Annotated in this window: 28 protein-coding genes and 3 tRNA genes; 13 read left to right on the top strand and 18 right to left on the bottom strand. The window is 73.1% G+C overall.

Annotated features, from left to right (window positions below; translation table 11 throughout):
- Window positions 1-10 precede the first annotated feature (10 nt).
- A complete protein-coding gene (gene yaaA / locus A4A78_RS15315; RefSeq protein WP_062950751.1) occupies window positions 11-811 on the top strand; it encodes a peroxide stress protein YaaA in 801 nt (266 codons plus the stop codon).
- A gap of 146 nt (window positions 812-957) precedes the next feature.
- Here the strand turns inward: yaaA and A4A78_RS15310 are convergent, their stop codons facing one another.
- From A4A78_RS15310 to A4A78_RS15300, 3 genes are read right to left on the bottom strand one after another with little or no spacing between them, the layout of a single operon-like run.
- Entirely contained in the window at window positions 958-1,830 is an 873-nt protein-coding gene (locus A4A78_RS15310) for a Nif3-like dinuclear metal center hexameric protein (RefSeq protein ID WP_231881069.1), read from the bottom strand.
- A gap of 5 nt (window positions 1,831-1,835) precedes the next feature.
- Window positions 1,836-2,294 carry a Fe-S cluster assembly sulfur transfer protein SufU gene (sufU, locus tag A4A78_RS15305; RefSeq protein WP_062950747.1) on the bottom strand — a complete coding sequence of 153 codons (459 nt, stop codon included), beginning with the start codon at window positions 2,292-2,294 and terminating at the stop codon, window positions 1,836-1,838.
- The gene (locus tag A4A78_RS15300) at window positions 2,291-3,568 is read right to left on the bottom strand and encodes an aminotransferase class V-fold PLP-dependent enzyme (RefSeq protein ID WP_082835374.1); all 1,278 of its coding nucleotides are present in this window, start codon (window positions 3,566-3,568) and stop codon (window positions 2,291-2,293) included. The genes sufU and A4A78_RS15300 overlap by 4 nt, the downstream gene beginning before the upstream one ends.
- A 118-nt stretch (window positions 3,569-3,686) precedes the next feature.
- Between A4A78_RS15300 and A4A78_RS15295 the strand changes: the two genes are divergently transcribed.
- Window positions 3,687-3,929 (top strand): hypothetical protein, encoded by a 243-nt coding sequence (locus tag A4A78_RS15295; protein ID WP_062950746.1) that lies wholly within the window; start codon window positions 3,687-3,689, stop codon window positions 3,927-3,929.
- Window positions 3,930-4,200: 271 nt separating this feature from the next.
- Here A4A78_RS15295 and A4A78_RS15290 read toward each other — a convergent pair.
- Together A4A78_RS15290 and A4A78_RS15285 are read right to left on the bottom strand one after the other, a co-directional pair.
- Window positions 4,201-4,274 (bottom strand) — tRNA-Val (locus A4A78_RS15290).
- A 107-nt stretch (window positions 4,275-4,381) separates the two neighbouring features.
- Complete coding sequence (locus tag A4A78_RS15285) at window positions 4,382-4,801, bottom strand: DUF3052 domain-containing protein (RefSeq protein WP_053915699.1); 420 nt, start codon at window positions 4,799-4,801, stop codon at window positions 4,382-4,384.
- A 307-nt stretch (window positions 4,802-5,108) separates the two neighbouring features.
- Here A4A78_RS15285 and aceE point away from each other — a divergent pair, with 307 nt between their 5' ends.
- The 5 genes from aceE to A4A78_RS15260 all read left to right on the top strand — a co-directional run bounded on the left by aceE (window position 5,109) and on the right by A4A78_RS15260 (window position 11,629).
- Window positions 5,109-7,856 carry a pyruvate dehydrogenase (acetyl-transferring), homodimeric type gene (gene aceE / locus A4A78_RS15280; protein ID WP_062950743.1) on the top strand — a complete coding sequence of 916 codons (2,748 nt, stop codon included), beginning with the start codon at window positions 5,109-5,111 and terminating at the stop codon, window positions 7,854-7,856.
- Window positions 7,857-7,969: 113 nt separating this feature from the next.
- On the top strand, window positions 7,970-8,917 hold the full coding sequence (locus tag A4A78_RS15275; RefSeq protein ID WP_062950741.1) for an ACP S-malonyltransferase: 948 nt from the start codon (window positions 7,970-7,972) through the stop codon (window positions 8,915-8,917).
- A gap of 1 nt (window position 8,918) precedes the next feature.
- Entirely contained in the window at window positions 8,919-9,920 is a 1,002-nt protein-coding gene (locus A4A78_RS15270) for a beta-ketoacyl-ACP synthase III (RefSeq protein ID WP_062950739.1), read from the top strand.
- Window positions 9,921-10,065: 145 nt separating this feature from the next.
- Complete coding sequence (locus tag A4A78_RS15265) at window positions 10,066-10,314, top strand: acyl carrier protein (RefSeq protein ID WP_010551652.1); 249 nt, start codon at window positions 10,066-10,068, stop codon at window positions 10,312-10,314.
- Window positions 10,315-10,387: 73 nt separating this feature from the next.
- Window positions 10,388-11,629 carry a beta-ketoacyl synthase gene (locus A4A78_RS15260; RefSeq protein WP_062950738.1) on the top strand — a complete coding sequence of 414 codons (1,242 nt, stop codon included), beginning with the start codon at window positions 10,388-10,390 and terminating at the stop codon, window positions 11,627-11,629.
- Window positions 11,630-11,747: 118 nt separating this feature from the next.
- On the opposite strand, the gene A4A78_RS15255 is transcribed toward A4A78_RS15260, so the two are convergent.
- The 4 genes from A4A78_RS15255 to A4A78_RS15240 all read right to left on the bottom strand — a co-directional run bounded on the left by A4A78_RS15255 (window position 11,748) and on the right by A4A78_RS15240 (window position 13,432).
- On the bottom strand, window positions 11,748-12,239 hold the full coding sequence (locus tag A4A78_RS15255) for a DUF3145 domain-containing protein (protein ID WP_010551654.1): 492 nt from the start codon (window positions 12,237-12,239) through the stop codon (window positions 11,748-11,750).
- A gap of 89 nt (window positions 12,240-12,328) precedes the next feature.
- Entirely contained in the window at window positions 12,329-12,820 is a 492-nt protein-coding gene (locus A4A78_RS15250) for a peptide deformylase (protein ID WP_062950737.1), read from the bottom strand.
- A complete protein-coding gene (locus A4A78_RS15245; protein ID WP_062950736.1) occupies window positions 12,817-13,287 on the bottom strand; it encodes an OsmC family protein in 471 nt (156 codons plus the stop codon). The genes A4A78_RS15250 and A4A78_RS15245 overlap by 4 nt, the downstream gene beginning before the upstream one ends.
- Window positions 13,288-13,360: 73 nt before the next feature.
- Window positions 13,361-13,432 (bottom strand) — tRNA-Asn (locus tag A4A78_RS15240).
- 310 nt (window positions 13,433-13,742) lie between these two features.
- Here A4A78_RS15240 and A4A78_RS15235 point away from each other — a divergent pair.
- Window positions 13,743-13,816: transfer RNA gene (locus A4A78_RS15235), tRNA-Ile, on the top strand.
- Here A4A78_RS15235 and A4A78_RS15230 read toward each other — a convergent pair.
- Complete coding sequence (locus tag A4A78_RS15230; RefSeq protein ID WP_062950735.1) at window positions 13,814-15,205, bottom strand: TIGR01777 family oxidoreductase; 1,392 nt, start codon at window positions 15,203-15,205, stop codon at window positions 13,814-13,816. The two genes, A4A78_RS15235 and A4A78_RS15230, sit on opposite strands and share 3 nt — an antisense overlap.
- Window positions 15,206-15,454: 249 nt before the next feature.
- On the bottom strand, window positions 15,455-16,024 hold the full coding sequence (locus tag A4A78_RS15225; RefSeq protein WP_082835373.1) for a MarR family winged helix-turn-helix transcriptional regulator: 570 nt from the start codon (window positions 16,022-16,024) through the stop codon (window positions 15,455-15,457).
- 136 nt (window positions 16,025-16,160) lie between these two features.
- Between A4A78_RS15225 and A4A78_RS15220 the strand changes: the two genes are divergently transcribed.
- Both A4A78_RS15220 and A4A78_RS15215 read left to right on the top strand, forming a co-directional pair.
- Window positions 16,161-16,514, top strand: coding sequence for a hypothetical protein (locus tag A4A78_RS15220; protein ID WP_062950728.1), 354 nt, complete (start codon window positions 16,161-16,163; stop codon window positions 16,512-16,514).
- Window positions 16,511-17,332 (top strand): CHAD domain-containing protein, encoded by an 822-nt coding sequence (locus tag A4A78_RS15215; protein WP_062950726.1) that lies wholly within the window; start codon window positions 16,511-16,513, stop codon window positions 17,330-17,332. The genes A4A78_RS15220 and A4A78_RS15215 overlap by 4 nt, the downstream gene beginning before the upstream one ends.
- 49 nt (window positions 17,333-17,381) lie before the next feature.
- Here the strand turns inward: A4A78_RS15215 and A4A78_RS15210 are convergent, their stop codons facing one another.
- Window positions 17,382-17,786 carry a response regulator transcription factor gene (locus tag A4A78_RS15210; RefSeq protein ID WP_231881068.1) on the bottom strand — a complete coding sequence of 135 codons (405 nt, stop codon included), beginning with the start codon at window positions 17,784-17,786 and terminating at the stop codon, window positions 17,382-17,384.
- Between A4A78_RS15210 and A4A78_RS15205 the strand changes: the two genes are divergently transcribed.
- Window positions 17,772-18,182, top strand: a complete 411-nt coding sequence (locus A4A78_RS15205; protein WP_231881067.1) for a DedA family protein — start codon at window positions 17,772-17,774, stop codon at window positions 18,180-18,182. The two genes, A4A78_RS15210 and A4A78_RS15205, sit on opposite strands and share 15 nt — an antisense overlap.
- Here A4A78_RS15205 and dnaG read toward each other — a convergent pair.
- From dnaG to dusB, 3 genes are read right to left on the bottom strand one after another with little or no spacing between them, the layout of a single operon-like run.
- Entirely contained in the window at window positions 18,148-20,124 is a 1,977-nt protein-coding gene (gene dnaG, locus A4A78_RS15200; RefSeq protein ID WP_062950722.1) for a DNA primase, read from the bottom strand. The genes A4A78_RS15205 and dnaG overlap by 35 nt on opposite strands.
- A 4-nt stretch (window positions 20,125-20,128) precedes the next feature.
- Window positions 20,129-21,460: a deoxyguanosinetriphosphate triphosphohydrolase gene (locus tag A4A78_RS15195; protein WP_010551666.1), complete on the bottom strand. Its 1,332-nt coding sequence runs from the start codon at window positions 21,458-21,460 to the stop codon at window positions 20,129-20,131.
- 3 nt (window positions 21,461-21,463) lie between these two features.
- Window positions 21,464-22,696 carry a tRNA dihydrouridine synthase DusB gene (gene dusB / locus A4A78_RS15190; protein ID WP_062950721.1) on the bottom strand — a complete coding sequence of 411 codons (1,233 nt, stop codon included), beginning with the start codon at window positions 22,694-22,696 and terminating at the stop codon, window positions 21,464-21,466.
- 215 nt (window positions 22,697-22,911) lie between these two features.
- Between dusB and A4A78_RS15185 the strand changes: the two genes are divergently transcribed.
- The gene (locus A4A78_RS15185) at window positions 22,912-24,030 is read left to right on the top strand and encodes an LLM class flavin-dependent oxidoreductase (RefSeq protein ID WP_062950720.1); all 1,119 of its coding nucleotides are present in this window, start codon (window positions 22,912-22,914) and stop codon (window positions 24,028-24,030) included.
- An 82-nt stretch (window positions 24,031-24,112) separates the two neighbouring features.
- Window positions 24,113-24,469, top strand: coding sequence for a helix-turn-helix domain-containing protein (locus tag A4A78_RS15180; protein WP_062950719.1), 357 nt, complete (start codon window positions 24,113-24,115; stop codon window positions 24,467-24,469).
- On the opposite strand, the gene A4A78_RS15175 is transcribed toward A4A78_RS15180, so the two are convergent.
- From A4A78_RS15175 to A4A78_RS15165, 3 genes are all read right to left on the bottom strand, one after another.
- Complete coding sequence (locus tag A4A78_RS15175) at window positions 24,447-25,049, bottom strand: ClpP family protease (RefSeq protein ID WP_062950718.1); 603 nt, start codon at window positions 25,047-25,049, stop codon at window positions 24,447-24,449. The two genes, A4A78_RS15180 and A4A78_RS15175, sit on opposite strands and share 23 nt — an antisense overlap.
- A complete protein-coding gene (locus A4A78_RS15170) occupies window positions 25,046-25,711 on the bottom strand; it encodes a ClpP family protease (protein ID WP_062950717.1) in 666 nt (221 codons plus the stop codon). The genes A4A78_RS15175 and A4A78_RS15170 overlap by 4 nt, the downstream gene beginning before the upstream one ends.
- Before the next feature lie 138 nt (window positions 25,712-25,849).
- Complete coding sequence (locus A4A78_RS15165) at window positions 25,850-26,890, bottom strand: DUF4037 domain-containing protein (protein WP_062951271.1); 1,041 nt, start codon at window positions 26,888-26,890, stop codon at window positions 25,850-25,852.
- Between the last annotated feature and the right edge of the window lie 81 nt (window positions 26,891-26,971).

The raw sequence follows: 26,971 nt of genomic DNA, 5'->3' as shown, positions 1-26,971 counted from the left end.
GAATGGTCTGATGCTGATCCTGCTGCCGCCCTCGGAGACGAAGACCCGGCCCGCCGAGGTGGGGCATCGTCCGTTCGACCTCGACGAGCTCGCGCTGCCGGCGCTGCGCGAGGCGCGCGAGACGATGCTGCGGGCCGCGCACCGCACCGCCGCCGGGGCCGACGCCGCCTCCCGGCTCGGGGTCCCAACCTCCTCCCCCGAGCTCGTCGGGCGCATGCTGCATCTCGAGCAGGAGCCCGCCGCCGCGCCGCTCGGCGTCTACTCGGGGGTGCTCTACGACCAGCTCGAGCCGGGCACGGAGATCCGCGGCGACCGTCGCGTGCTGGTCCAGAGCGCGCTGCTGGGTCTGGTCGACGCCGGGTGGGACCGGATCCCCGCCTACCGTCTCTCCGCCTCCTCGCAGCTCTCGCGGCTGGGGAAGGCGGGTTCCTGGTGGGCGTCGCGGCTGAAGCCGGTCGCCGCACAGCTGCGCGAGGAGGAGGCAGCGGGGTCCTCGCCGCTGGTGGTCGACTGCCGCTCCGGCTCCTACCGCTCGATGATGGCGATGCGCAGCGGGGACGGGGTGCGGGTGCTGGAGGTCGCGCCTGTGCAGGAGAGCGGCGGGGTCCGCAAGGTCATCTCCCATGACGCGAAGCGCTACCGGGGCCTGGTGACCCGTGTCCTGCTGGCGGCTGAGGCCGCGCCCGCCACGGCGGAGGAGCTGGTCGACGTCGTCGGCGAGGGCCTCGCCGGGATCTCGGGGCGCGGCAGCTCCCGGCTCGGCGTCGAGCTGGACGGGGACAGGCTCGTCGTGGTCGACCGGGTCGACTGACGCCGCCTCGACGGGTGTGGGCCGCCTGGCCGCGTCCCGCGGGTCCGGCCGAGCGCCGCGGCCCGGGCTCTCGGGCGGCCCCGTCGCGTTCGGCCGTCCCGACCGGGTTCAGCCGGCCCGGCCGGGTTCGGCCTGCCCGGCCGGGTTCAGCCGGCGCGGCCGCCCCACGGGTCGGTGACCTGCGCGGTGATCTGCACGTCGAGGCCCGGCAGCGCCTCCGTGAGCAGCTCGCGGGCGAGCGGGAGCCACAGCGCCTCGCTCGCGGCATGCGGCACGTCGATCAGCGCCGGCACGGCGGCGGGGTCCGCCGCGGACTCGAGGTGCTCAAGCGCCGGGTGGTGGCGCAGGTCGGAGGTGATGTACACATCGGCGCCGCTGCGCGTGGCGGCTTCCAGGAAGGAGTCGCCCGCCCCGGGGCAGACGGCGACGGTGCGCACGGGACGCTCCGCCTCGCCCGTGTGCAGGATCCCGCGCGCGGTCGCGGGGACCAGGGCCGCGATCTGCTCGGCGAGGCCGCCGACGGTGGTGGGCGTCGCCGGCTCGCCGACGGCGCCGAGACCGAAGCGGGTGGAGCCGTGACCGGCCTCCTCCCCCTCGTCACCGGGCAGCAGAGGGCGGGGGTCCTGCAGGTCGAGCGACCGCAGCCAGGCGCCGACGGTGCCGCGCGTGGAGCGGTCCACGTTCGTGTGCCCGCACCACAGCGCCGTCCCTGCGCGCAGCAGGTCGGTGACCACCGCGCCCTTCCCGTCCTCGGCCGGCAGGAAGCTCGCCCCGCGCAGCAGCAGCGGATGGTGGGTGATCAGCAGCTCGGCGCCGGAGGCGACCGCCTCGCGGGCGACCGCGAGGGTCGGGTCCACGGCCAGCAGCACACGGGAGACCGGCGCCTCCCGCTCCCCGAGGACGAGGCCCGCGCGGTCCCAGTCCTCCGCCCAGGCGAGCGGATAGGCGGCCTCGAGCACGCCGACGACGTCGCCGACGGTCACTGTGGTTTCGGAGGTCGCCGGGGTCCGGGCGCTCATGTCGCTCATCCGCGCAGCGCCCGCGTCTCGAGGAGCGCCGCCTGGTAGGCCTTCCACGGCATGAGCACGCACTTGACCCGCGCGGGGAACTTCGCCGCGCCCATCAGCGCGACGCCGTCGCCGATCAGCTCCTCGTCGCCCTCGATCCGTCCGCGGGAGCCGATCGCCTGCTCGAAGTGGGTGCGCACCGGCTCCACCTCCTCGACGCCGTGGCCGATCAGGAGATCGGCCATGATCGAGGCGGAGGCGCGGCTCATCGCACAGCCGACCGCGTCGTAGGAGACGTCCTCGATCCGCTCGGCGCCGTCCTCGGACAGATGCAGGCGCAGCGTGATCTCGTCGCCGCAGGTGGGGTTCACGTGGTGGACCTCGGCCTCGAACGGCTCGCGCAGCCCGGCGTGGAGGGGCCGCTTGTCGTGCTCGATCACGAGCTCGGTGTAGAGCGCGGAGAGATGGGTGCTCATGAGAGGACTCCGAAGAACTCGAGGGTGCGGGCGACGCCGTCGACGAGCGCGTCGACCTCGGCGTCGGTGGTGTGGACGGAGAAGGACGCGCGGGTGGTGCCGTGGAGCCCGAAGCGGCGGTGCAGGGGCCAGGCGCAGTGGTGGCCCACCCGCACCTCGATGCCGTAGGAGTCCAGCACCTGGCCGACGTCGTGCGGGTGGCGGCCGGCGACGTCGAAGGCGACTGCTCCGGTGCGCTGCGGGGAGGCGGCCGGGCCGATGATCCGCACCCCGTCGATCCCGGAGAGCCCGTCGATCGCGCGCAGGGTGAGAGCCTGCTCGTGCGCGGCGATCTGCTCCATGCCGAGCGCATCGAGATAGTCGCAGGCGGCGGCGAGGCCGACGGCCTGGGAGATCGGCGGGGTGCCGGCCTCGAAGCGGGCGGGCGGCTCGGCGAAGGTGCTGGCCTCCATCGTCACCGTCTCTATCATCGATCCGCCGGTGAGGAAGGGCGGCATCGCCTCGAGCAGCTCGTAGCGGCCCCAGAGCGCGCCGATGCCGGTGGGGCCGAGCATCTTGTGCCCGGACAGGGCCGCGAAGTCGACACCCAGCGCGGCGAGGTCGAAGGGCATGTGCGGCGCGGACTGGGCGGCATCGAGCACGGTCAGCGCACCGACGGCGCGCGCCGCCTCGACGAGCCGGCCGACGGGGTTGACCGTGCCGAGCACGTTGGACTGGTGCGTGAACGCGAGGACCTTCGTGCGCTCGGTGAGCAGCGAGCCGAGGTGCGTGAGGTCGAGGGTGAAGTCCTCGGCCATGGGGATCCAGCGCAGGACGGCGCCGGTGCGGCGGGCCAGCTCCTGCCACGGGACGAGGTTCGCGTGGTGCTCCATCTCGGTCACGAGGATCTCGTCGCCCTCGCGCACGCGCAGGTGCTCGGGGGTGGGAACGTCGCCGTCGCCGAGGGAGCGGGCGACGAGGTTCAGCGCCTCGGTCGCGTTCTTCGTGAAGACGATCTCCTGCGCGGAGGGGGCGCCGAGGAAGGCGGCGAGCCGCTCGCGGGAGTCCTCGTAGGCGTCGGTCGCGGCCCCGGCCATGCGATGCGCGCCCCGCTTGACCGCGGCGTGGTCATGGGTGAGATAGGCGACCTCCGCGTCGATGACCTGCTGGGGGCGCTGTGAGGTGGCGCCGCCGTCGAGGTAGATCATCGGGGTCTCGGGGTCGAGCATCCGCTGCAGGATCGGGAAGTCGGCCCTGATCGCGTCCACGTCGAAGGGTCTGGTCGCTGCGCTCACCTGCGGGGGCCTCCTGTGGTCGATGGCGGTCCGGCCAGTATAGGAACGCCCAGGATCCAGGGGCGGGGCCGTGAGACCCTGTGCACAGTCCGCTCGAACCGCGACCCCGGAGGTGCCCGTGGAGACCCTGATCCTCGCCGCGATCGCTGTGTCCATCGCGGTCTCGCTCATCGTCATCATCGGCCGCATGCTGGTGCGCCGGCACGAGGAGCGCGAGCAGTGGGAGCGGGACGGCCGTCCCGAGCCGCGCGAACGCACCCCTGAGGAGAAGGAGCGCGACCGCCGCAGCGCCATCACCTGGGGTTGCCTCGTCGTGGCCGTGCCCGTGGTGCTGGTGCTGGCCTACTGGGTCAGCCGCTGAGGCTGCGGCCCTTCGCGCGCCGGCCGCCCGCGTCGGCCCCGCGATGGAGGCGGACGCAGACCGAGTGGCGTGTTTCGACCGGTATTGCTGAGGAATACCGGTCGGAATACGCCACTCGGTGCAGGGATGGCCGGACGGCGACGACGGGGCGTGTGCGGCGGGGCTCAGCACGGCCACAAGGGTCGCAGGAGTCGTGCTGAGACTGTGCTCCACTCCGTGAGAAAGCCCCCGACCCAGCACTGTCAGTGCAGGTCAGGGGCCTCTCTTTGGGTGGGTCGTGAGGGGCTCGAACCCCCGACCTTCTGGGTGTAAACCAGACGCTCTGACCAGCTGAGCTAACGACCCGGAACGGGGTCTCCCCCGTCGAAGCGGAGCGACCCCGCCGGAACGGGGACTGCCCCTTCAGCGCGGGTTGTCCCCGCCGTGACGGGGTGCCCCGTCGGTGGTGGCGGTCAGTTGGTGCGGCTGGCCAGGCGGGTGCCGGTCCAGTCGGCGGCCAGCGACAGCGAGCTCATCACGCGCAGGCCCGCGATCTCGGCGCTCTCCTGCACCTCGCCCGGGGCGACATGCCCGGGCCGGCCGGCCTTCGGCGTGAGGAGCCACACAGGGGCGCCCGCCTCAATGTTGCGCAGGGAGTCCACGAGGGCGTCGGTGAGGTCGCCGTCGTCGTCGCGCCACCACAGCACCACGGCGTCGACGATCTCCTGGGTGTCCTCGTCCTCCATCTCCTCACCGATCAGGTCCTCGATCGCGTCGCGGAGGTCGTGGTCCACGTCGTCGTCGTAGCCGATCTCCTGCACGATCTGACCCGTGGTGAGGTTCAGCGCCTCGGCGATGGCGCTGGGCGTGGGGGCGTCGGCCGACGGTGACAAGAAAGAACTCCTCAGGACGTGGTGTCAGTGCGAGCGCAGCATTCCGGTCGGCCCGCACGGGCCCACCGCAGGTACTGCGCGCGCCGATTCTATGCCACGGCGCACTCTCCTGCATTCCCGGCGCAGGACGTCGGTCCCGGCGCAGGCGGCAATGTCCCGAGCGTCACAGATGAGGAGGGTCTGTGAAGGTCCTCGGCGCGTCGCACGACGGTAGTCTGGGCGGAACCGAGGCCGACAGGAGCCGGGCCCACCGGCGTTCTTCAGCTCCCGCGGCCGGTCCATCGACTCCGGTAGAGAGAAGGACAGTGTGACTTCGCACGAGACCCCTCGTCCCATCGGCATCAACCTGCCGAGCCACGCGCAGGATCCGGACCCGGAGGAGACCCGGGAGTGGCTCGACTCGTTCGACGGACTCGTCGAGCACCGCGGCGTCGACCGCGCCTCCGAGGTGATGCAGAGCCTGATCCAGCATGCGCGCGACGAGGACCTGCACCTCCCGGACTCGCTCACCACGGACTACGTGAACACGATCCCCGCGGATCAGCAGCCCGAGTACCCCGGTGACGTCGAGCTCGAGAAGGAGCTGCGCAACATCAACCGCTGGAACGCGGCGATGGTCGTCCATCGCGCCCAGCGCCCCGGCGTCTCCGTCGGCGGGCACCTCTCCTCCTACGCCTCCATCGCCACGATGTACGAGGTGGGCTTCAACCACTTCTTCCGCGGGCGCAGCCACCCCGGCGGCGGCGACCACGTCTTCTTCCAGGGACATGCCTCCCCCGGCATCTACGCCCGCGCCTTCGCGATGGGCCGCCTCGGCCAGGAGGACCTCGACGGCTTCCGCCAGGAGGTCTCCTCCGAGCACGGCATGCCCTCCTATCCGCACCCGCGGGCGATGCAGGATTTCTGGGAGTTCCCGACGGTCTCCATGGGCATCGGCCCGGTCAACGCGATCGAGCAGGCTTCCTTCGACCGCTACCTGCACAACCGCGGACTCAAGGACACCTCCGAGCAGCACACCTGGGCATTCCTCGGCGACGGCGAGATGGACGAGGTCGAGTCCCGCGGCGCGCTCCACATCGCCGCGAAGGAGCACCTGGACAACCTCACCTTCGTCATCAACTGCAACCTGCAGCGCCTGGACGGCCCGGTCCGCGGCAACGGCAAGATCATCCAGGAGCTCGAGAGCCAGTTCCGCGGTGCGGGCTGGAACGTCGTCAAGGTGATCTGGGGCTCGGGCTGGGACCCGCTGCTCCAGGAGTCCACCGACGGCGCGCTCATCGACCTGATGAACGCGACCCCGGACGGCGACTACCAGACCTACCGCGCGGAGAACGGCGCGTTCATCCGCGACAACTTCTTCGGCCGCGACCCGCGCACGAAGGCGCTCGTCGAGGACCTCTCCGACGACGACATCTGGTGGAAGCTCAACCGCGGCGGCCACGACGCCAAGAAGATCTACGCCGCCTTCCAGCAGGCGATGACGCTGAAGAACGGCAAGCCGACCGTCATCCTCGCCCACACCATCAAGGGCTACCGCCTGGGCTCGAACTTCGCCGGACGCAACGCGACCCACCAGATGAAGAAGTTCACGCTCGAGGACCTCAAGGCCCTGCGCGACACCCTGCGCATCCCGATCTCCGACGAGCAGCTCGAGTCCGGCAGCGTCTACGACGCGCCGTTCTACCTGCCGGGCGACGACTCCCCGGTCATGCAGTACCTCAAGCAGCACCGCGAGGCGCTCGGCGGCCCGGTCCCCTCCCGCAGCACCGAGCACAAGGCGCTCGAGCTGCCGGGCGACAAGGCCTACGAGGTCGTCCGGCGCGGCTCCGGCAAGCAGGAGATCGCCTCGACGATGGCGCTCGTGCGCCTGCTGAAGGACCTCATGCGCGACAAGGAGACCGGCAAGCGCTGGGTCCCGATCGTGCCCGACGAGGCCCGCACCTTCGGCATGGACTCGCTGTTCCCGACGGCGAAGATCTACAACCCGGACGGGCAGAACTACCTCTCGGTGGACCGTGACCTGCTGCTGGCCTACAAGGAGTCGACCTCCGGCCAGATCAAGCACATGGGCATCAACGAGATCTCCTCGACCGCGGCCTTCACCGCGGCGGGCACCTCGTACGCCACGCACGACTACCCGATGATCCCGTTCTACATCTTCTACTCGATGTTCGGGTTCCAGCGCACCGGCGACTTCTTCTGGGCCGCCGGCGACCAGATGGCCAAGGGCTTCGTGATCGGCGCGACCGCCGGCAAGACGACGCTCGCGGGCGAGGGCCTCCAGCACATGGACGGGCACTCCCCTGTCCTCGCCTCGACCAACCCCGGCGCGGTGATCTACGACCCGACCTACGGCTACGAGCTCGGGCACATCATCCGCGACGGTCTGAAGCGCATGTACGGCGAGGACGACCGCCTGCAGGAGGTCTTCTACTACATCACCGTCTACAACGAGCCGATGGTGCAGCCGGCCGAGCCCGAGGACCTGGACGTGGAGGGCCTGCTCAAGGGCATGTACCTCCTCGACCAGGCGCCCGAGGGCGACGGCCCGGTCGCGCAGCTGCTCGCCTCCGGCGTGGGCGTCCCGTGGGCCAAGCACGCCCGCGAGCTGCTCGAGCAGGACTGGGGCGTGCGCGCGGGCGTGTGGTCGGTGACCTCGTGGACGGAGCTGCGCAAGGAGGCGCAGGAGGCCGAGAAGCACAATCTCCTGAACCCCGAGGACCAGCGCACCCCGTGGCTGGAGCAGCGCCTCGAGGGCGTCGAGGGCCCGTTCGTGGCCACCTCGGACTACGACTTCATGGTCCCGGACATGATCCGCGAGTGGATCCCGGGCCGCTACGGCGTGCTCGGCGCCGACGGCTGGGGCTTCTCCGACACCCGCCCGGCCGCCCGACGCCATCTGAAGATCGACGCGCACTCGATGGTCGTCAAGACCCTCCAGCTGCTCGCCAAGGACGCCAAGGTCGACCCCTCGGTCGTCCGCCAGGCCATCGACAAGTACGACCTGACGAACGTGAACGCCGGCGAGTCCGGCTCGTTCGGCGGCGAGTCCTGATCACCCCGTCGGGCCGCTCCTCCGTGCGAGGGGCGGCCCGACGGCCGCTCTCCCCCGTCGGCCCGCTCCGCCTCGCGAGCGGGCCTTCCCCTTCTCTCCCCTGGAGGTTTCCCGTGCTCGCGATCGTCTGCCCCGGCCAGGGGGCCCAGAAGCCCGGCTTCCTGAGCCCCTGGCGTGAGCTGCCCGGCGTGGAGGAGTCCCTCGCGGGGCTCTCGGAGGCTGCAGGCATCGACCTGCTGCGCCACGGCACCGAGTCCGACGCCGACACGATCCGCGACACCGCGGTCGCCCAGCCGCTGCTGGTCGCCGCGGGCATCGTCGCCGCGTCCCAGCTGCGCGCCGAGGAGGACCTCCCGGCGGCCGACGTGCTCGCCGGCCACAGCGTCGGCGAGCTGACCGCCGCGGCGCTCGGCGGGGTGCTCTCCGACGAGGACGCGATGCGCCTGGTCGCGGTGCGCTCGCGCGCCATGGCCACCGCCGCCGCGGCCGAGCCCACCTCGATGGCCGCCGTCGTCGGCGGCACCCGCGAGGACGTGCTCGCCGCGATCGAGCGCCACGGCCTGCACCCCGCGAACATCAACTCCGCCGCCCAGGTCGTCGCCGCCGGCAGCGCCGAGAGGATCGCCGCGCTCGGCGAGGACGGCCCGGCGAAGGCGCGTGTCATCCCGCTGCAGGTCGCCGGGGCCTTCCACACCCCGTACATGGCCGCCGCCCGCGAGGAGCTCGCCGCCTTCGCGCCGACGCTCTCCCCCGTCGACCCGACCCTCCCGCTGGTCTCCAACGCCGGCGGCGAGGTCGTCACCTCGGGCGCGCGGTACCTCGACGCGATCGTCACCCAGGTCGCCTCGCCCGTGGACTGGGAGGCCTGCATGGCGACCTTCCGCGATCGCGGCGTGACCGCGATGATCGAGGTCGCCCCCGCGGGCACCCTCACCGGGCTCGCGAAGCGGGAGCTGAAGGGGATCGCGCTGGCGAACCTCAACACGCCCGACGACCTCGAGGCCGCCCGCGCCCTGGTGCGCGAGCACGCCGGTCGCGCCCCGTCGGACCAGGAGGCCTGACATGGCGATCACCCTCACCGCCCCGCGGACGGTCCCCGGCTCGCAGGTCCTCGCCTACGGCGCCGCCCGCGGGGACCTGGTCGTCCCCAACGACGACCTCGTCGGCCCGATCGACTCCTCCGACGAGTGGATCCGCCAGCGCACCGGCATCGTCACCCGCACCCGTGCTAGCGCCGAGGTCGGCGTCAAGGACCTCTCCCTCACCGCGGCGAAGGAGGCGATCGAGCGCTCCGGCATCGCGCTGGAGACCCTCGACGCGATCATCGTCTCGACGATCTCCTTCCCCTATCCGACCCCGTCGCTCGCGACGCTGCTGGCGGGCGAGCTGGGCCGGCCCGACGTCATCGCCTACGACGTCTCCGCGGCCTGCGCCGGCTTCGCCTACGGCATCGGGCAGGCCGACTCCCTGATCCGCTCGGGCGCCGCCCGGAACGTTCTGGTGATCGGTGCGGAGAAGCTCTCGGACTTCGTCTCCCCCGCCGACCGCTCGATCTCGTTCCTGCTCGGGGACGGGGCCGGCGCCGCGGTCGTCGGCCCGTCCGACACCCCGCGCATCGGACCGACAGTCTGGGGCAGCGACGGCGACCACTGGGACACGATCCGGATGACCGGCTCGTCGATCGACTTCCGCGACGGGAAGGCCGAATGGCCCACCCTCGAGCAGGACGGCCGCACGGTGTTCCGCTGGGCCGTCTGGCACACCGCGAAGAAGATCCGCGAGATGCTCGAGCTCTCCGGCATCGGCATCGAGGACGTGGACGTGTTCGTCCCCCACCAGGCGAACATGCGCATCATCGACGAGCTCGCCAAGCAGCTGAACCTGCCGGAGGACGTGGTGATCGGCCGCGACATCGCCGAGACGGGCAACACCTCCGCCGCGTCGATCCCGCTGGCCACCCACCGCCTGCTCGAGGAGGGCGCTGCGAAGAGCGGCGACGTGCTGGTGCAGTTCGGCTTCGGCGCCGGGCTCGCCTACGCCGGCCAGGTGCTGGTCCTCCCCTGACCCCCGCCCGGGCCGCCGGGCACCGCCCGGACGACTGTCACCCGCATCACGACCGGGAAGTAACATCGTTCGGCCTGACCGGAACAGCACAGCGTCCCGGGTAGTCTGTCCCCGCCACACAATCCGAACATCCTAAGGAGCACCCATGGCACACACCGAGAACGAGATCCTCGAGGGCCTCGCCGAGATCGTCAACGAGGAGACCGGTGTCGCCACCGAGGACGTGAAGCTCGAGAAGTCCTTCACCGACGACCTCGACATCGACTCCATCTCGATGATGACCATCGTCGTGAACGCGGAGGAGAAGTTCGACGTGCGCATCCCCGACGAAGAGGTCAAGAACCTCGCCACCGTCGGCGACGCCGTCAAGTACATCGCGGGCGCCCAGAACTGAGCCCCGCCTGACGCCCGGGACGGGTTCGTCCCGGGCGTCGCCGTTCCCCGTCTGCCCCGACCCGGAGGTCCGCATGTCCGCTTCCCGTTCCCGAGTCGCCGTCACCGGCCTCGGCACCGTCAACCCGCTGGGCGCGGATGTCGCCTCGACGTGGGAGGCGGCCCTGGCCGGGACCTCCGCGGCCCGCACCCTCGAGAACGACTGGAAGGTGTCCTACGGGCTCTCCGTCGACTTCGCCTGCCGTCTGGTGCCCGGGGCGCTGGATTCCCTGAGCCGTCCCGAGTCGAAGAAGCTCGACCCCTCCGGCCAGTACGCGATGGTCGCGGCCCGCGAGGCATGGGCCGATGCGGGCGCCCCCGACGTCGACCCGACCCGCCTCGGTGTGGTCGTCGGCACGGGCATCGGCGGCATCTGGACGACGCTGGACCAGTGGGACGTCGTGCGCGAGCGCGGCGCCCGACGCGTCAACCCCTTCACCGTGCCGATGCTCATGGCGAACTCCTCCGCCGCGAACATCTCGATGGAGCTCGGCGCCCGCGCCGGCGCCCACACCCCCGTCTCCGCATGCGCCTCCGGCTCGGAGGCCGTGGCGCTGGGCATGGGCATGATCCGCGACGGCCGGGCCGACGTGGTCGTCGTCGGCGGCACCGAGGCGTCCATCCACCCGATGACCATCGCGGCCTTCGCGAACATCCGGGCCCTTTCCACGCGGGTCGACGATCCCGAGCACGCCTCGCGTCCCTACGACGTGGACCGCGACGGCTTCGTGCTCGGCGAGGGCGCGGCGATCCTGGTGCTGGAGAGCGAGGAGCACGCGAAGGCCCGCGGCGCCCGCGTCTACGGCTACGCCGCCGGCCGCGGCATGGCCTCCGACGCCCACCACATCTCGGCCCCGAACCCCGAGGGGCAGGCCGCCGCGGTGCGCGAGGCGGTCGAGGACGCCGATCTCGCCCCCGCGGACATCAAGCACCTCAACGCCCACGGCACCTCGACGCCGCTGGGGGACATCGGCGAGCTGAAGGCCGTCTCGGACGCGCTGGGCGGCGAGACCGATCAGATCGTCGTCACCTCGACGAAGTCGATGACCGGCCACCTGCTCGGCGGCGCCGGCGCGCTCGAGACCGTGTTCTCGGTCCTCGCCGCGCACCATCGCACCGTCCCGCCGACGATCAACATCGAGAACCTCGACCCCGAGACCCCGATGGCGATCGCGAACGGCGCCCCGGCGCAGCTCCCCGAGGGGGATCTCGCCGTGCTCAACAACGCCTTCGGCTTCGGCGGCCACGACATCGCGCTGGTGGTCACCACGGCCTGACCGGCACCGCCGTCTGACCGGTACCGCTGCCGCAGCGCTCGCGAAGGGCGCCCGCTCCCCTCGGGGAACGGGCGCCCTTCGCGCATCGGAGCATCGTGCGGCCGCGGCCGACGCGCGCTCAGCTGACGCGGTGCAGCCAGCGCATCGGCACGCCCTCGCCGGCGTGGCGGTAGATCTCCAGCTCCTCGTCCCACGGCTCGCCGAGCGCGATGCCGAGCTCGCGCGGGAGGGCGCGCGGGTCGGAGCCGGCGCGCTCCATGCAGCCGCGCACGTGGTCCTCGGTGAGGACGATGTTGCCGGCGTGGTCGGTCGCGGCGTGGTGGATGCCGAGCTCGGGGGTGCAGCTCCAGCGGGCGCCGTCGACGGCGGCGGTCGCCTCCTGGGTGACCTCGAAGCGCACCTCGTGCATGCCGCGCAGCGCGCTGACCAGGCGTGCGCCGGTGTCCTCACGGCCGCGCCAGGTCATCTCGGCCCGCTGCAGGCCGCGGCCGACGGGCTGGTCCTCCCAGCGGATGCGTGCGGGCATGCCGAGGACCCCGCTGGCCGCCCATTCGATGTGGGGCGTGAGGGCGCGCGGGGCCGAGTGGATGTACAGAACGCCCTGGGTCATCTCGTTCCTTCCGGTGTCCGATGCGTCTTCCCCAACGAATCGGAACCGTGGACGGAGCTGATGGCAGCGCGTGCTGGTCCGTGACGAGCTTAGAGGGTCTCCCTGATCTGGCGCAACGCGCGCTTCTTCACGGAGCGCTCGAGGCCGTCGATGTAGAGCTCCCCGTCGAGGTGGCCGACCTCGTGCTGGATGAGGCGGGCGATGATCCCCTCGCCGGCCAGCTCGATCTCCTCGCCCTCGAGGTCCGTGCCCACGCAGCGGGCGTAGGCGGAGCGGGTGCGCGGGAAGAAGAGGCCCGGCACGGAGAGGCAGCCCTCGTCGTCGTGCTGCAGCTCCTCGGAGAGCTCGACGATGACGGGGTTGAGGATGTAGCCGAGCTCGCCGGTCTCCACGAGGTGCCAGGAGAAGGCGCGCTGGCCGATGCCGATCTGGTTCGCGGCAACGCCCGCGCGGGCGGGATCGTCCACGGTGTCGAGCAGGTCCCGCACGAGGGTGCGGGTGCCGTCGGTGACCGTTCGGATCGGGTCGCAGGGGGTGCGCAGGACGGGGTCGCCGACGACCCGGATGGGACGGACGGTCACGCCTGCTCCTCCCCCGGCTCCGCGCCGAGCACCCGGTGGGTGACCTCGACGCCGGGGACGACGCTGCGCTCGACGGTGCAGCCCGCCGCGACCGCCCGGCCGAAGACCTTCACGACCGTGGCGATCTCCTGCGCGGTGAGCCCCTCGAGGGGGAGCTGCACCTCCTCGGCGATCGACAGGTAGCGGTTCTCGGCCTCGTCGGAGGTGCCGTGGGCCCACAGCCGCGCCTCGAAGTCCTCGCCGAGGCGGCGGGCGAGGTTCACGTCGCTGCTCATCCCGGCGCAGCCGATCAGGGCGAGCTTGAGCAGCTCGCCGGGGCTCACCTCGCCCTCGCCGTGGCCGATCGGGATCTCGACGCCGCGCTGGGTGCGGCCGACGAGGGTGCGGTGGCCGGTGCGGTCCGCCCACACGCTGCCGGGGCCGAAGTCCTCCGGGAGCGGGAAGCGGTCATCGGGCAGGGAGGGCATCGGCGTGCTCCTTCAGGGGACCGGAGGAAGAAATGACTCAGCCCCGGACGAGGCCGGGGCTGAGTCGCAGGGGCTCCCGCAGTTGGATTCGAACCAACAACCCTTCGATTAACAGTCGAATGCTCTGCCGTTGAGCTATGCGGGATCGACCTGGACGACTGTAGCAGGATCGGGGCGGGGCTCGCATCCCGGAACCCCCTCACGACCGGCCACTATGACGAAGGTTACGCGCCCGCGTCGGGTCCCGTCGTGGATGCTGACGCGTCATCGCCCGGACCGCCGCTCCCGGAACGAGGAGGTCGTCATTCCTCCGGAGCACCTCGAGGAGGCGGGTGGCGCCGCGGCGACCGGACAGCCCGTCCGAGGCGGAGTGCCCGCGGGGCCCGCGGCGCGGCGTCTCACCAGGTCATGCGGCCGTGCGTGGTAGATTCGTCCGGGCCCTCTCGCGGGGCCACGGCCCAGTAGCTCAGCCGGTCAGAGCAGCGGACTCATAATCCGTCGGTCGCGGGTTCAAGCCCCGCCTGGGCTACTCCTCCCCCTCGGCTGGCATCCGGCGCAGCAGGTGCCGCAGCGCGTGCTCGAGCTCGGAATGGGCGTGCTCGAAGCCGCTCCTGCGCAGCCGGTCGCCCGAGACGTCCTGGTCGGTGCGGATCAGCTCGTCGGCCCCGGCGCGGCCGAGCACGAGCGCCGGTCCGGCGGCGGGGACGGGCAGCAGGGCGGGGCGGTGCAGCACCCGCCCGAGGGTGCTCGCGAACTCCCCGGCGGTGACCGTCCCCGGCGCGACCGCGTTCAGCGGCCCGTCCGCCGTGCTCGAGAGGATCACGTGGGCGTAGGCGCGGACCATGTCGTCCAGCGAGATCCAGGAGACGGCCGCGTCCCGCGCGGTGAGCCGCCCGCCCACGCCCGCGAGGAACAGCGGCAGCTGCGGCAGCAGCGATCCGCCGCCGTCGCTGAGCACCAGGCCCGTGCGGAGCATCGCCACCCGCAGTCCTGCCTCGCGCGCCGGGGTCGTCGCGGCCTCCCAGTCGCGCACCACCTCCGCGAGGAAGCCCTCCCCCGGGCCGGAGCCCTCGACCAGCTCCTCCCCCGGCCGGCGCGGCCCGTAGTACCCGATGGCGGAGGCCTGCACGAGGGCCGTCGGACCGTCGCCCATGCCGGCGAGGGTGCGGGCGAGGAGCGCGGTCCCCGCGAGGCGGGAGGCGCGGATCTCCGACCGTGCCGAGGCGGTCCACCGCGTCGCGATCGAGCGGCCGCCGAGGTTGACCACGACGTCCACGCCCTCGAGGTCCGCGGGGTCGAGCCGCCCTCTCTGCGGGTCCCAGGAGATCTCACCCGGCGCCGTCGCGGCGCGCCGCACCAGCGGCCTGACCGTGTGCCCGCCGGTGCGGAGCAGCGCCGTCAGCTGGCTGCCGATCAGCCCCGAGGACCCGGCGATCGCGACGGTGAGCGGGCGCCGCTCGGTTCGCGCCGCGTGGAAGGCGAGGTCCTCGCGCAGCTGGCGGGCGCGGAAGTCCAGCACCCCGCGCACCAGCTGCCGGACACGGGGCTCCCATCGCTCCAGGCGCCGCGGCAGCTCGACCTCGAGGCGGTCGTGCACCGCGGCGCCGGAGCGGCTCTCCTCGACGGCGTGCTCGTGCCGCCAGGTGCGCCAGGGGCCGCGCACCTGCTGGTCGGCGAAGTCGAAGGGCGGCTCCGCACCGGCGTGGCGCAGCAGCCAGCGGGGGCGCAGCGGCTGCGGGAGCAGCGCCGGGCCGAGGCGCACGCCGACGAGGCGGCCCTGCCCGGTGCCGCCTTCGGCGGGGTCCTCGGCACTGGCCAGGCCCGGCGGGGTGAGCCGGGTGAGCGCTCCGGGCCGCTCCAGCCAGGCGCTCACCTCCTCCCGGGGGTTCTCGAGGTGGTGGCGGGTCTCGATCCTCACGGCGACTCCTCGGTTCCGGAGCGGGCGGTGGGCCACCCGATCACATCGGCTCCCCTCACGCTACATCGCCGAGCTATGGACGCGTGGAGCAATGCCGCGGCACGGTGCACGCTCGGCGGCACGCCATGCCGGGCAGCGCCCAGCGCCCCCTTTGACGCCGCGGCCGCACCGAGTCCCGGGTGCAGGAGGAGGCGCTGCGACACGGCACGCCCGACAGGGTTGTCCGAGGCCTCGCCGTCACCGGCGGGGTCATCGTCTGCGCGGGGCTGAGGCCGGAGATGACCGCTCGACCGATGAGAGCGGCGCGTCGGAGGTGCTCTCCGCGTCGAGCACCCCCGCGATGCGGCGGAGGAAGGCGGCGACCTCGCCGCGGGCCTCCTCGGGCACCTGCTCCGCCGCCTCCTGCATCCGCGCGTGCAGGCCGTCCAGGCGCTCCCGGACCTCCGTGTGGCCGTGCTCGCTCGCGACGACGACGCTCGAGCGGCGATCGTGCGGGTTCGGGACCCGCTGCAGATGCCCCGAGGCGGTCAGACGGTCCAGCAGCTTCGAGCTGGAGGCGCCGGAGATCCTGAGCAGCCGCGCCAGGCCCAGCGGGGTCAGCGGCTCCCCGTGCCGCTCGTGCGCGATGACATGGCGCAGCGCGGCCAGGTCGGTCGTGTTCATGTCCATCCCGGCGCTCATCCGTCGACGCATGTCGCCGTGTGCGGCCTGGTAGGTGCGCAGCGCCGTGAGCACGTCGATCGCGGAGTCGTTCTCGGGGTACCAGTAGCCGTCGGGGTGCTCTGCCCTCGACTCCTGCGCGTCGCCCGCTTGGTCCATCCCAGGATCGTAGCGTCCCGTCGGCGGGGGGCGTCCCCGCGCTCATCGCGGCCGACCGACCGGATGCAGGGCATGACCTTCCGCCCTTCGTGGACGATACTGGCAGGACGGATCCGTCAACGAGGAGGAGGCCGTCATGGTCGCTCTCACACCCGTCATCACCCGATCCATCGATCTGGCGCGGAGCAGCGGCGCAGGATTCCATGCCGAGCCGGTGGTCCGCCGGGGCGCGCTCCAGCAGACGATCCTCGCGCTGACCGAGGGCACCCGGCTCACCGAGCACGAGGACGAGGTGCCCGCCTCCCTCTACCTGATGCACGGCGCGATCCGGGTCGAGGCGCCCGAGCCCTTCGTCATCCAGCAGGGCGAGCTGCACGAGCTGCCCGACCGCCGCCGTGCCGTCGTCGCCGTCGAGGACACGGTGATGCTGCTGACCGCCGCGGCCGAGGGCGGGACCGCGCTGCACGAGTACGTGCTCGCCCCGGGATGAGCGACGGGGACGGGGCGCTCGCCGTCTACGTCGGCGAGCACTCCTGTCGGGCGCTGGACGGGATCTCCCGGGTCGGCGCCGAGCTGCCCGTGGAGATCGTGCACGGCACGCGCACCTCCCTGCGACGGCTGCGCGCCGCCGTGCGCACCGTCCCCGGCGCAGTGCCGGACGCCGCCGCGGCCGATGCGGCGCTGCAGGCTCTCGCCCTTCCTCTCGGCGTGGTGCGGGACGCGGACGTCCTGGCGGCGCTCCTCGCCTCCGAGGCGGAGGATCTCGAGCCCGGTCCCGCGCGGTCGGCGGCGCAGGCTCTGCTCGAGGACGAGCTGCGCTCCCGGCGGCGCGACGCGCTGGCCGCGCTGGAGGCGGCCGCGGGGACGGAGGCGTGGTGCGAGGGGGCGACGCTGCTGGAGGCCTGGTGCCGCACCCCGCCCTCGCTGCCGCTCCCTGCGGCCGGGGAGGTCCTGGACCGGGCGGAGCGGAAGGTGGTGCGACGGCTGCGGATCTCGGGCGGGGAGCCCTCCCGTCTCCATGCGGCGCGCAAGGCCGCGAAGCGCTGGCGCTACGCCGCCGAGCTGCTGGCCGCCGGACCCGACGACGCGCCGAGCCACGAGCACATCGAGGCGGCGCGCGGGCGGGCGGAGGCGATGCAGGAGCTGCTCGGCGAGGTGCAGGACCTCGAGGTCGCCCGCTCCCTGCTCACGGAGCTCGTCACCGCGGCCGCCGACGGATCGCCGTCGAGGACCGGCCTCGAGCAGCTGCGCGCGCGCCTGTCGGCCCGCCAGCGGGAGCTCATCGCCCGCGCCGTCGCCGCGCGCTGAGCACCGCGGGGACCTGAGCGGGTCTCGCCGCGTCGCGCGGCACGGAGCGCTAGGACTCCAGGTAGCGCAGGACCGCGAGCACCCTGCGGCTGCTCTGCTCCTCCCCGGCGAGGTCGAGCTTGTCGAAGATCGCGCTGCCGGCCTTCTCCACCGTGCTGCCGGAGAGGAAGAGACGCTCGGCGATGCCCCGATTCGACAGACCCTCGGCCATCGCCTCGAGCACCTCCAGTTCCCGGGGGCTCAGCCTCCCCACGGCGCGACGCTGGTCGGGCGCGCGCAGCAGCGCCCGCACCACCGCGGGGTCGATGACCGTGCCGCCGTCTGAGACCCGGCGCACCACGTCCAGGAAGCCGTCGATCTCGGTGATGCGGCCCTTGAGCAGGTATCCGATCCCCGTCGTCTCGGCGCCCAGCAGCTCGGTCGCGTACTCGCGGGCGACGTGCTGGGAGAGCATCAGCACCCCCACCTCGGGCATCTCGCGCTTGATGGCGTGGTCGGTGCGGCGGAGACGGCGCTGCGCTCCCGCGGTGGGGTGATCATCCTCGGGGCCCGGTTCGTGCCCGGCGCGCGCACGGCCGTGAACATCACCTCGGGAGCGATCCGCTTCCCGCGCCCGGCCTTCGTGCTCTACTCCTCGCTCGCGGCGCTGATCTGGGCCCTGTACTACGTCGGCATCGGGATGCTCGGCGGTCTCGCCTTAGGCCGCGACCCGCTGCTGGGCGTCGCCGTCGGGATCGCGCTCGCGCTGCTGCTCGGCGGCGGGATCGAGCTGGTGCGCAGGCTCCGGGCCGGACGCACCGCCTCGACCGGCACCGTCAGTCGGAGGGTGCCCGCAGCGACCGACGCTTGATCTGCACCTCGGTCAGACGCGCCATGATCTGCTGGTAGCGCTCCGCGTCGGAGGGATCGGTGCGCTGGAGACGCTGCTTGAGCACGGAGTACTCGCGCGTGATCGACAGCTCGCTGAGACGGTCCAGGAGCGAGACGCCGAGCCGTCCCAGCGCCTCCTCGCTGCGGGCCGGCAGGTCGAGGTTCGCGATCTCCACGATGAGCGGCCGCACCGTCTCGCCGGCGATCTCGAGGACCTGCTCCAGATAGCGCGCGGCGGGCAGCTGCCCACCCACGGCGTCCAGGAGGGTGCCCGCGGCGAGCATCACGTCCCACACCCCCTGCAGGGCAGGGACGTGGAAGGAGTCGTCCGGCAGGGCGGCCACCCGCTCCGTGTCCAGCAGGTGCGGGGCCTGCAGCATCACGGCCAGCGACTGGGTCTCGACCTGGCCCACCGGGTCGCGGGGGCTGACCACGTCGGCCAGGCGCGGGATCGGCAGGGCGCCGCCGTCGTCCTCGATCGCCGGGGCGCCGGGCCGCTCCCCCGCCCGCTCGGGCGGCGCCTCGTGGGCGCGGTGCCCGCCGCCGCCCTCGGTGCGGGCGGCGTCGTGCACGGCGCGCAGTACGGTCCGCTCCTCCATGCCGAGCCAGCCGGCGAGCCGGCGCGCGTACTCGGGCCGCATCGCACGGTCCCGGATCCTCGCCACGACCGGCGCGGCCATCCGCAGCGCGGTGACCTGGCCCTCGACGGTGTCGAGGTCGACCTGGGAGATGGCGGTGCGGATCGCGAACTCGAACAGCGGCCGACGGGTCTCGATCAGCTCCCGCACCGCCTCGTCGCCGCGCTGGATCCTGAGATCGCAGGGGTCCAGGCCGTTCGGCTCGACCGCGACGTAGGTCTGGGCGACGAAGCGCTGGTCCTCCTCGAAGGCGCGCAGCGCGGCCTTCTGGCCGGCGGCGTCGCCGTCGAAGGTGAAGACGACCTCTCCGGCCAGGCCCTTCCCGTCGGTGTTCAGCCGCAGGCCGGCCGACGGGTTCGAGTCGCCCATCACGCGGCGGACGATCTTCACGTGCTCGGCGCCGAAGGCCGTGCCGCAGGAGGCGACGGCGGTGGTGACCCCGGCCAGGTGCGCGGCCATCACGTCGGTGTATCCCTCGACGACCACCACGCGGTGCTGGGAGGCGATCTCCTTCCGGGCGAGGTCGAGGCCGTAGAGCACGGAGGACTTGTGGTAGATCGCGGTCTCGGGGGTGTTGAGGTACTTGGGGCCCTGGTCGGACTCGAGCAGGCGCCGCGCCCCGAAGCCGATGGTCTTGCCGGTGATGTCGCGGATCGGCCACACGAGGCGCCCGCGGAAGCGGTCGTAGACGCCGCGCTGGCCCTGGGAGACGAGCCCGCTGGCGGTGAGCTCCCCCTCGGTGAAGCCCCGTCCGCGCAGCACCGAGGTCAGCGAGTCCCAGCCCTCGGGCGCGAAGCCGACGCCGAAGTGCTCGGCGGCGGCCTGGTCGAAGCCGCGCTCGGTAAGGAAGCGCCGCCCGATCTCGCCGATCGGGGCGGAGAGCTGCTCGCGGTAGAACTCCTCCGCGATCGAGTGGGCGTCCAGGAGGCGGCGCCGGGTCCCGAAGTCGGGCCGGTCACCGCCCTTGCCGTCGCCCTCCTCGTAGTGCAGCTGGACGCCGTAGCGGCCTGCGAGCATCTCGACCGCCTCGACGAAGCTGAGGTGGTTGATCTTCTGGACGAAGGAGATCACGTCCCCGCCCTCGCCGCAGCCGAAGCAGTGCCAGTGGCCGAGCTGGGGGCGGATGTTGAACGAGGGCGTCTTCTCGTCGTGGAAGGGGCACAGCCCCTTCATCGAGCCGATCCCGGCGGTGCGCAGCGTGACGTGCTCGGAGACGACCTCGTCCAGGCGGGAGCGCTCGCGCACGAGGTCCACGTCGGCGCGGCGGATCAGTCCCTGTGCCACCCGCTCAGAGCTCCGATCCGAGGCCGGGCAGGGGCATGTCCGCGGCTGTGACGTGCGTGAGGGTGCGGTCGTAGAGCACCTCGTGCAGACGCCGTGCGGTGACGTCGGTGTAGGAGGCGATCTGGTCGACGATCACGCGTCGCCGGGCGTCGTCGTCCTCGGCCTGCTGCCACAGCTCCGCGAACAGGGGGCTGAGGTGCTGGGTGCCGGTGTGCCACAGGCGGGAGTAGAGGTCGCGGATGATCTCCTCCTGCGCCTCGTAGACCGGCTGCTGGGAGGCGGAGGACATCACGTACGCGGCGGCCAGGCCCTTCAGCACCGCGATCTCGACGTGGGTCCCCTCCGGCACGATCACGTCGCCGCCGTAGCGGGACAGGGGCGCGGGCCCGTGCTCGGCGCGGGTGGCGGTGATCGCGGAGCGGGTGAAACGGCCGATCAGCTGGCTGGCCATGTCCTTCAGCGCTGCGGCCGAGCGCATCGACCCGTCGAAGGCTGACATCCAGGAGGGCTCGGCCTCGAGGCGGGTCAGCGCCGCGTCCAGCGCGTCGAGGCTCTCGTGGGGCATGTACCAGTCCTGGACGACGTACAGCGCGGCGGAGCGCTCCATCGGGTCGCGCAGGCGGCCGAGGTCGAGGGTGCGTCCGGTGATCGCGTCCTCGATGTCGTGGACCGAATAGGCGATGTCGTCGGCGAGGTCCATGACCTGCGCCTCGAAGCACTTCCTGCCCTCCACTGCGCCCTCGCGGGCCCAGGAGTAGACGTCGTGGTCGTCGGCGTAGGTGCCGAACTTCGGCGAGTCCGGGTCCGGACCCTCGCCGCGCGACCAGGGGTACTTGATCGCGGCGTCGACGCAGGCGCGGGTGAGGTTCAGCCCGTGGGGGCGCTCAGGTCCGATCACCTTGGGCTCGAGGCGGGTGAGCAGGCGCAGGGTCTGGGCGTTGCCCTCGAAGCCGCCGAAGTCCTTCGCGAGGTCGTCCAGGACCTTCTCGCCGTTGTGGCCGAAGGGCGGGTGGCCGAGGTCGTGGGAGAGGCAGGCGGCGTCTACCACGTCGGGGTCGCAGCCGAGCTCGGCGCCGATGTCGCGTCCCACCTGCGCGACCTCGAGGGAGTGGGTGAGGCGGGTGCGGACGAAGTCGTTCGCGCCCGCGCCGAGCACCTGGGTCTTGGCACCGAGACGGCGCAGCGCGGAGGAGTGCAGCACGCGGGCCCGGTCCCGCTGGAAGGGCGTGCGGGCCTGGGACTTCGGCGGCTCGGGCACCCAGCGCTCGAGGTCGTGGGCGGAGTAGCCGACGGGAGGGACGGCCGCGGCGGGGCCGGGAGGGGCGGTGGTCGTCATGGCTCAGCCGCCCGAGATGTCGAGCTCGGCCTCGTGGAGGCGGGCCCGGTGCTCGTCGGACAGCTCGCGGGTGTCCATCCAGCCGGCGGGGACGGTGGCGTTGCGGGGGTGGCCGGTGCGGCCGCGCGGCCCCTCGACGTCGGCGCCCGGGTACGGGGCGGTGAGGTCGAGCTCGGAGAGCTTCTCGTCGAGGTCCGCGAGGGACTCCATGGTCGCGAGCTGGCGCCGCATGTCACCGCCGACGGGATAACCCTTGAAGTACCAGGCCACGTGCTTGCGCAGGTCCTTCACGCCGCGGTCCTCGCTCTCGTAGAACTCGGTGAGCAGCTCGGCGTGGCGGCGCAGGATCCGGGCGACGTCGCCGAGGCCGGGGCGGACCCGCTCGGCGCTGCCGGAGAACCCGGCGGCGAGGTCGGCGAACAGCCAGGGCCGTCCCTGGCAGCCGCGGCCGACGACGACGCCGTCGGCGCCCGTCTCGTCCATCATCCGCAGCGCGTCCTCCGCGGACCACACGTCGCCGTTGCCGAGCACCGGGATGTCGGTGACGGTCTGCTTGAGGTCCGCGATGGAGGTCCAGTCCGCGGTGCCGGAGTACTGCTCCTTCACGGTGCGGCCGTGGAGGGTGATCGCTGCGGCCCCGACCTCCTGGGCGATCAGGCCCGCGTCGCGGTAGGTCAGGTGGTCGTCGTCCACGCCCTTGCGGGTCTTCAGCGTCACCGGCACGTCGCCGGCGGCCTCGACCGCGGCGCGCAGGATGCGGGTGAACAGCTCGTCCTTCCAGGGCAGCACGCCGCCGCCGCCGCGACGGGTCACCTTGGGGACGGGGCAGCCGAAGTTCAGGTCGATGTGGTCGGCGCCGTCGCGCTCGAGGATCATCTCCACCGAGCGGGCGACGACCGCGGGGTCCACGCCGTACAGCTGGACGGAGCGGGGCCGCTCCCGATCGGCCATGCGCAGCAGGCGCCAGGACTCGTGGTGGTCCTCGATCAGCGCGCGCGTGGTGACCATCTCGGTGGGGAACAGACCGCCGTCGTCCTCGCTGTGCAGGGCGCCGAACTCGCGGCACAGCACGCGGAAGGCCATGTTGGTGACCCCGGCCATGGGCGCGAGCATCACCGGGGTGTCCACGGTGAGCCTCCCGATCGTGAGGGGTCGCCGAATGCGCTCCCGTCCTGAGGCCGACGGGGCGTCGGCAGGGGCGGGAGCGGCGGTCACGGTGTCGGTCAGAAGGGTCATCGTCCCTGGATTGTCCCATCCTGGGCGGACGTTCGGGAGGATCCGTGAGGTGATGTGCATCGGGTCCGCCCGGGGAGGAACCGTCGGAGGCAGGGGCACGGAGGGCCCTCGGTCCCCCGCCGGGCCCTCCCCCGCGGGGGAGAATCAGGTGACGGCACCACTCCCCGGCGCCGGGCGACCGTGCCGCCGAGGACCCCGCTCGAAGGAGGCGTGCGATGAGCACATCCGCAGCAGACCGATCCCCGGCCGGCACCGCATCGACGACCGGCACCGCACCCGCGCACGACGGCGCACCCGCGACCGGCGCCGCGACGGACCGCCCCGCGCCCCGCATCGGCTTCGTCGCCCAGGTGGACCACTCCGCCCTGGACGAGGGCCGCGCGCTGTTCCGCAGCGCGGAGGAGCTCGGCTACGACGCGGGCTATGTGCGGGTGCGGCACCTGCAGGACGCGCTGCCCTCGCCGCTGCTGTTCCTCTCCGCCCTCGCCCAGCACACCGAGCGCATCGAGCTGGGCACCGCGGTGATCCCGCTGCGCTTCGAGAACGCGGGCCGGCTCGCGGAGGACCTCGCCACCGCTCACCTGCTCACCGGCGGCAGGCTCCGCGCCGGCCTCGCACCGGGCTACTCCGCGCACGATGCGATCTACGCCCGCGCCTTCGGGGCCCTGCACGGCGACCATCGCGACCACGTGGACCGGATCCTGCACGACCTGCTCTCCTTCCTCGACGGGGAGATCGTCGCGGGGGCGGACGCGCACATCGAGGAGGTCGAGCCCGGCACGCCGCTGCGCCTGCAGCCCCGCGCGCCCGGGCTGCGGGAGCGCCTGGCCTACGGGGCGGCGAGCCCGGAGCGGGCGGCGATGGCGGGCCGGCTCGGCCTCGGCCTGCAGCTGGCGACCATGGCCCCGGACGACGGCTCGGGCCGCTCCTTCGCGCAGCTCCAGCTGGAGGCGCTGCGCGCCTATCGCGAGGCGTCGCTCGAGGCCGGGCACGGGGAGGGCCGGGTCATGGTCAGCCGGCAGATGCTCCCGGTGCTCGACGAGGCGGAGCTCGAGCGCTACACCACGCTGATCCCGCGCGAGCGGTCCGCGGAGGCGGGGGTGCTCGCCGAGCACCGCCGCACCGAGCTCGGCGGACACGAGGCGGTCTACGGTCCGGTCGTGCTCGACGAGCCGGTCGCCGTCGCGCAGGCTCTGCTGGCGGACCCCGTGGTACTGGAGGCCGACGAGATCGCGCTCGTGCTGCCCTCCGGCGCTCCCCTCGAGGACGCCACGCGGACCCTGGACGCCTTCGCCCGCCACGTGCTGCCGCACCTGCTCCTCGCCCTGCCCTGAGGTCGGACCCTGCTCCGACAGGGTCCTTCCGCCCACAGCAGAGCGACTCCCGCCCGGGTCGGCACGGTCGTAGTCTCGGCCCATGGAGACGCATCTCGAGCCGCTGTGGCGGGAGCTGATGGGCGCGGAGCTGCGCGCCGAGCGGCACCGTCAGCGCCGCACCCTCGCCGAAGTCGCGAGCACGGCCGGCGTGTCGATGCAGCATCTGTCCGATGTGGAGCGGGGACGCAAGGATCCCTCCTCGGAGCTGCTGGCCGCGATCCTCGGCGCGCTCGGCCTCGATCTCCCGCTGCTCCTGCTGCGCATCGCGGACGGCGCGCTCGCCGCCGCCCCGTCGGACCGCCCTGGCGCGCCGGTCCTCACGCTGCGCTCCTCCCCCGCCGGGCCGGTCGCACCGCCCTGGGGCGGCTCGGGCGTCACGCTGCTCGCGGCCGCCTGAGCAGCACCTCGTCGGCGAGACCGTAGGCGACGGTCGCCTCCGCATCCAGCACCTGCTCCCGTTCGAGGTCCCGCCGCACCCGCTGCAGGTCCTGTCCGGAGTGCTCGGCGAGCAGGGCCTCGAGGCTTCCGCGCAGTCGCTGGACCTCCTCGGTCGCGAGGATCAGGTCCGGCACCGCGCCGCGTCCCTGCGCCTCGAGCGGGTGGAGGACGACGCGGGTGTGGGGCAGCACCCAGCGCAGCCCGGGCGTGCCCGCCGCGAGCAGCACCACCGGCGCCGCGACCACCTGGCCGATGCAGGTGACCGCCACCCGGCTGCGCACGAAGGCGAGCGTGTCGTAGATGGCGAGCACCGCCTGCACGTCCCCGCCGGAGGAGTTGAGGTAGAGGTGGATCGGTGCGTCGGCCGACTCGTTCTCCAGGTGCAGGATCTGGGCGATGACGGTATTCGCGACGCCGTCGTCGATCGGGGTGCCGACGTAGACGATCCGATCGCTGAGCAGGCGGGAGAACACGTCGGCGCTGCGCTCGGCGCCGGTGTGGGTGCGCTCGATGACGGAGGGGATGGTGTAGCTGCTCATCGTGCGCCCCCGATCCCTGCGGCCCGGCCGCGGGTGCCGGCCTGCCCGAGCGGGAGGATCTCGGCGAGGTCCGCGGCGACGTGGTCGGCGAAGCCGTAGTCCACGGCGCCCTCGGCGTCCCAGATGCGGTCGCGCTCGGAGTCGCGGGCGATCCGCTCCTCGCTCTGCCCGGTCCGCTGCGCGGTGAGGCGGATCAGCAGGTCCCGGTTGCGGCGCAGGTCCTCGGCCTGCAGCTCGATGTCGGCGGCGCTGCCCCCGAACCCGGCCGAGCCCTGGTGCATGAGCACCTGGCCGTGCGGGAGCACGTACCTCTTGCCGGGGGTGCCCTGGGTGAGGAGGTACTGCCCGGCGCTGTAGGCCATGCCGAGCGCGACGGTGCGCACGTCGCAGGGGACCAGGTCCATCAGGTCGCCGATCGCGAGCATCGCCGGGACCAGCCCGCCGGGCGAGTTGATCAGCAGGGTGATGTCGGCGGCGGGATCCTCGGCGGCGAGCAGGAGCAGCTGGGCGGCCAGCGCCGCGCCGCCCACCTGCTCGAGCTCGCGGTCCAGCAGCAGCACGCGCTGGTGCAGGAGCCGGGCGGCGGTGAGGGAGGCGAGGGGCTGCGGGGCGGTGGGGTCGGAGGTGTCGAGACGGGGCGGTGGGGCGGTGTGCGTGCTCATGGCCCCACACTGCGCCGCCGCCGTGCCGCCCGGTGCGTTCTCCGCCGCGTGCTGATCAGCCCGCGACTGATCAGCGCAGGGCGGAGTAGCCGGGGCGCCCCGCGGAGGAGGGGGCGGGCGGAGCGGGGCAGCCGGTGCTCACCCGCCCACGAGCCGCCTGCGGAGCACGGGGTCGACGAGCACGCTCACGTGGTCGCTGATCTGCTCGGCGGTGCCGATGCCGGGCCGCAGCGCGCGCACCGCGGGGTCGGTGATCTCCTCGGCCAGCAGCTCCGGAAGCCCGCGAAGGCCCACATGCGGACGGTCGAAGAAGGGCTCGGTCGCGGGGTCCAGGGTGGGCAGGCCGACGTGTCCCTGCAGCGCGGCGACCTGTTCGACCAGCGCGGCGAGGGCGCCCTGCCGGGTGCGCCAGTCCTGTGCCCGCAGCACCGCGAGCACGGAGCGGCGCAGGGCATCGCCGTCCGGCAGCGCCGCCGCGGAGCGGGCGAGCCACTTCCCGTAGGGCGACCAGCGCCGGTGCAGCAGGTGGGCGAGATGGAGCAGGGTGCGCACGTGACGCGCGGCGATCACGGCGGAGCCGTCCTCGTCGCCGCGCAGCCCGGCCCGGCCCACGTCGGCGAGCTCCTGGCCGATGCGGGTCCAGTCCGCGCCGATCGCGTACCTGCGCACGTCCTCCGGGTACGTGCGCAGCCGCTCGCGGATCGCGGTGATCGCCCCGGTGCCGTCGTCGAACACGGGACCGGCGGTCACCTCGAGCGCCGCCTGCCCCGTGAGCTGCAGCCAGTCCACCAGGTCGAGCGGCGCGGCGCCGTCGAGGCGCTGCGGGGCGATCCCCACCCGCGAGGCGGCGAAGTCCGCGGCCGAGGCGACCTCGGCGCGCTGGCGGACCACCGGCTCCCAGGTCGTCGCGAAGCGGACCGGGTGGCCGCGCCACTGCGCCGGCAGCTCGCGTTCCAGGAGTGCGTCGACCTCCTCGGCGGCGCCGTCCTCGACGAGCAGCGTGAGCCGCAGCCCCCAGTCGTGGTCCCTCGACTGCGCGTCGTCGAACCCGAGCACGTCGGAGCCGGAGCCGAGCCGCGCCGCGGCGTACGGGAGACCGGGCAGCCGGCTCTCCAGCAGCGGCGCCACCACCTCCCGGTGGTAGGCGGCGGACAGCTCGAGGCCGGAGGTGCTGCTCATGCGGAGCACTCTGCCATCCCTGCGGCGCGGCGTGTCCCGGACGGGCGCGTGGCGGCACGACATGGCGATATAGCCATCTCA

The sequence above is a fragment of the Brachybacterium sp. sponge genome (genome assembly GCF_001613775.1).
Classification (GTDB): Bacteria; Actinomycetota; Actinomycetes; order Actinomycetales; family Dermabacteraceae; genus Brachybacterium; species Brachybacterium conglomeratum.
This window is presented reverse-complemented; position numbering and strand designations above follow the sequence as displayed.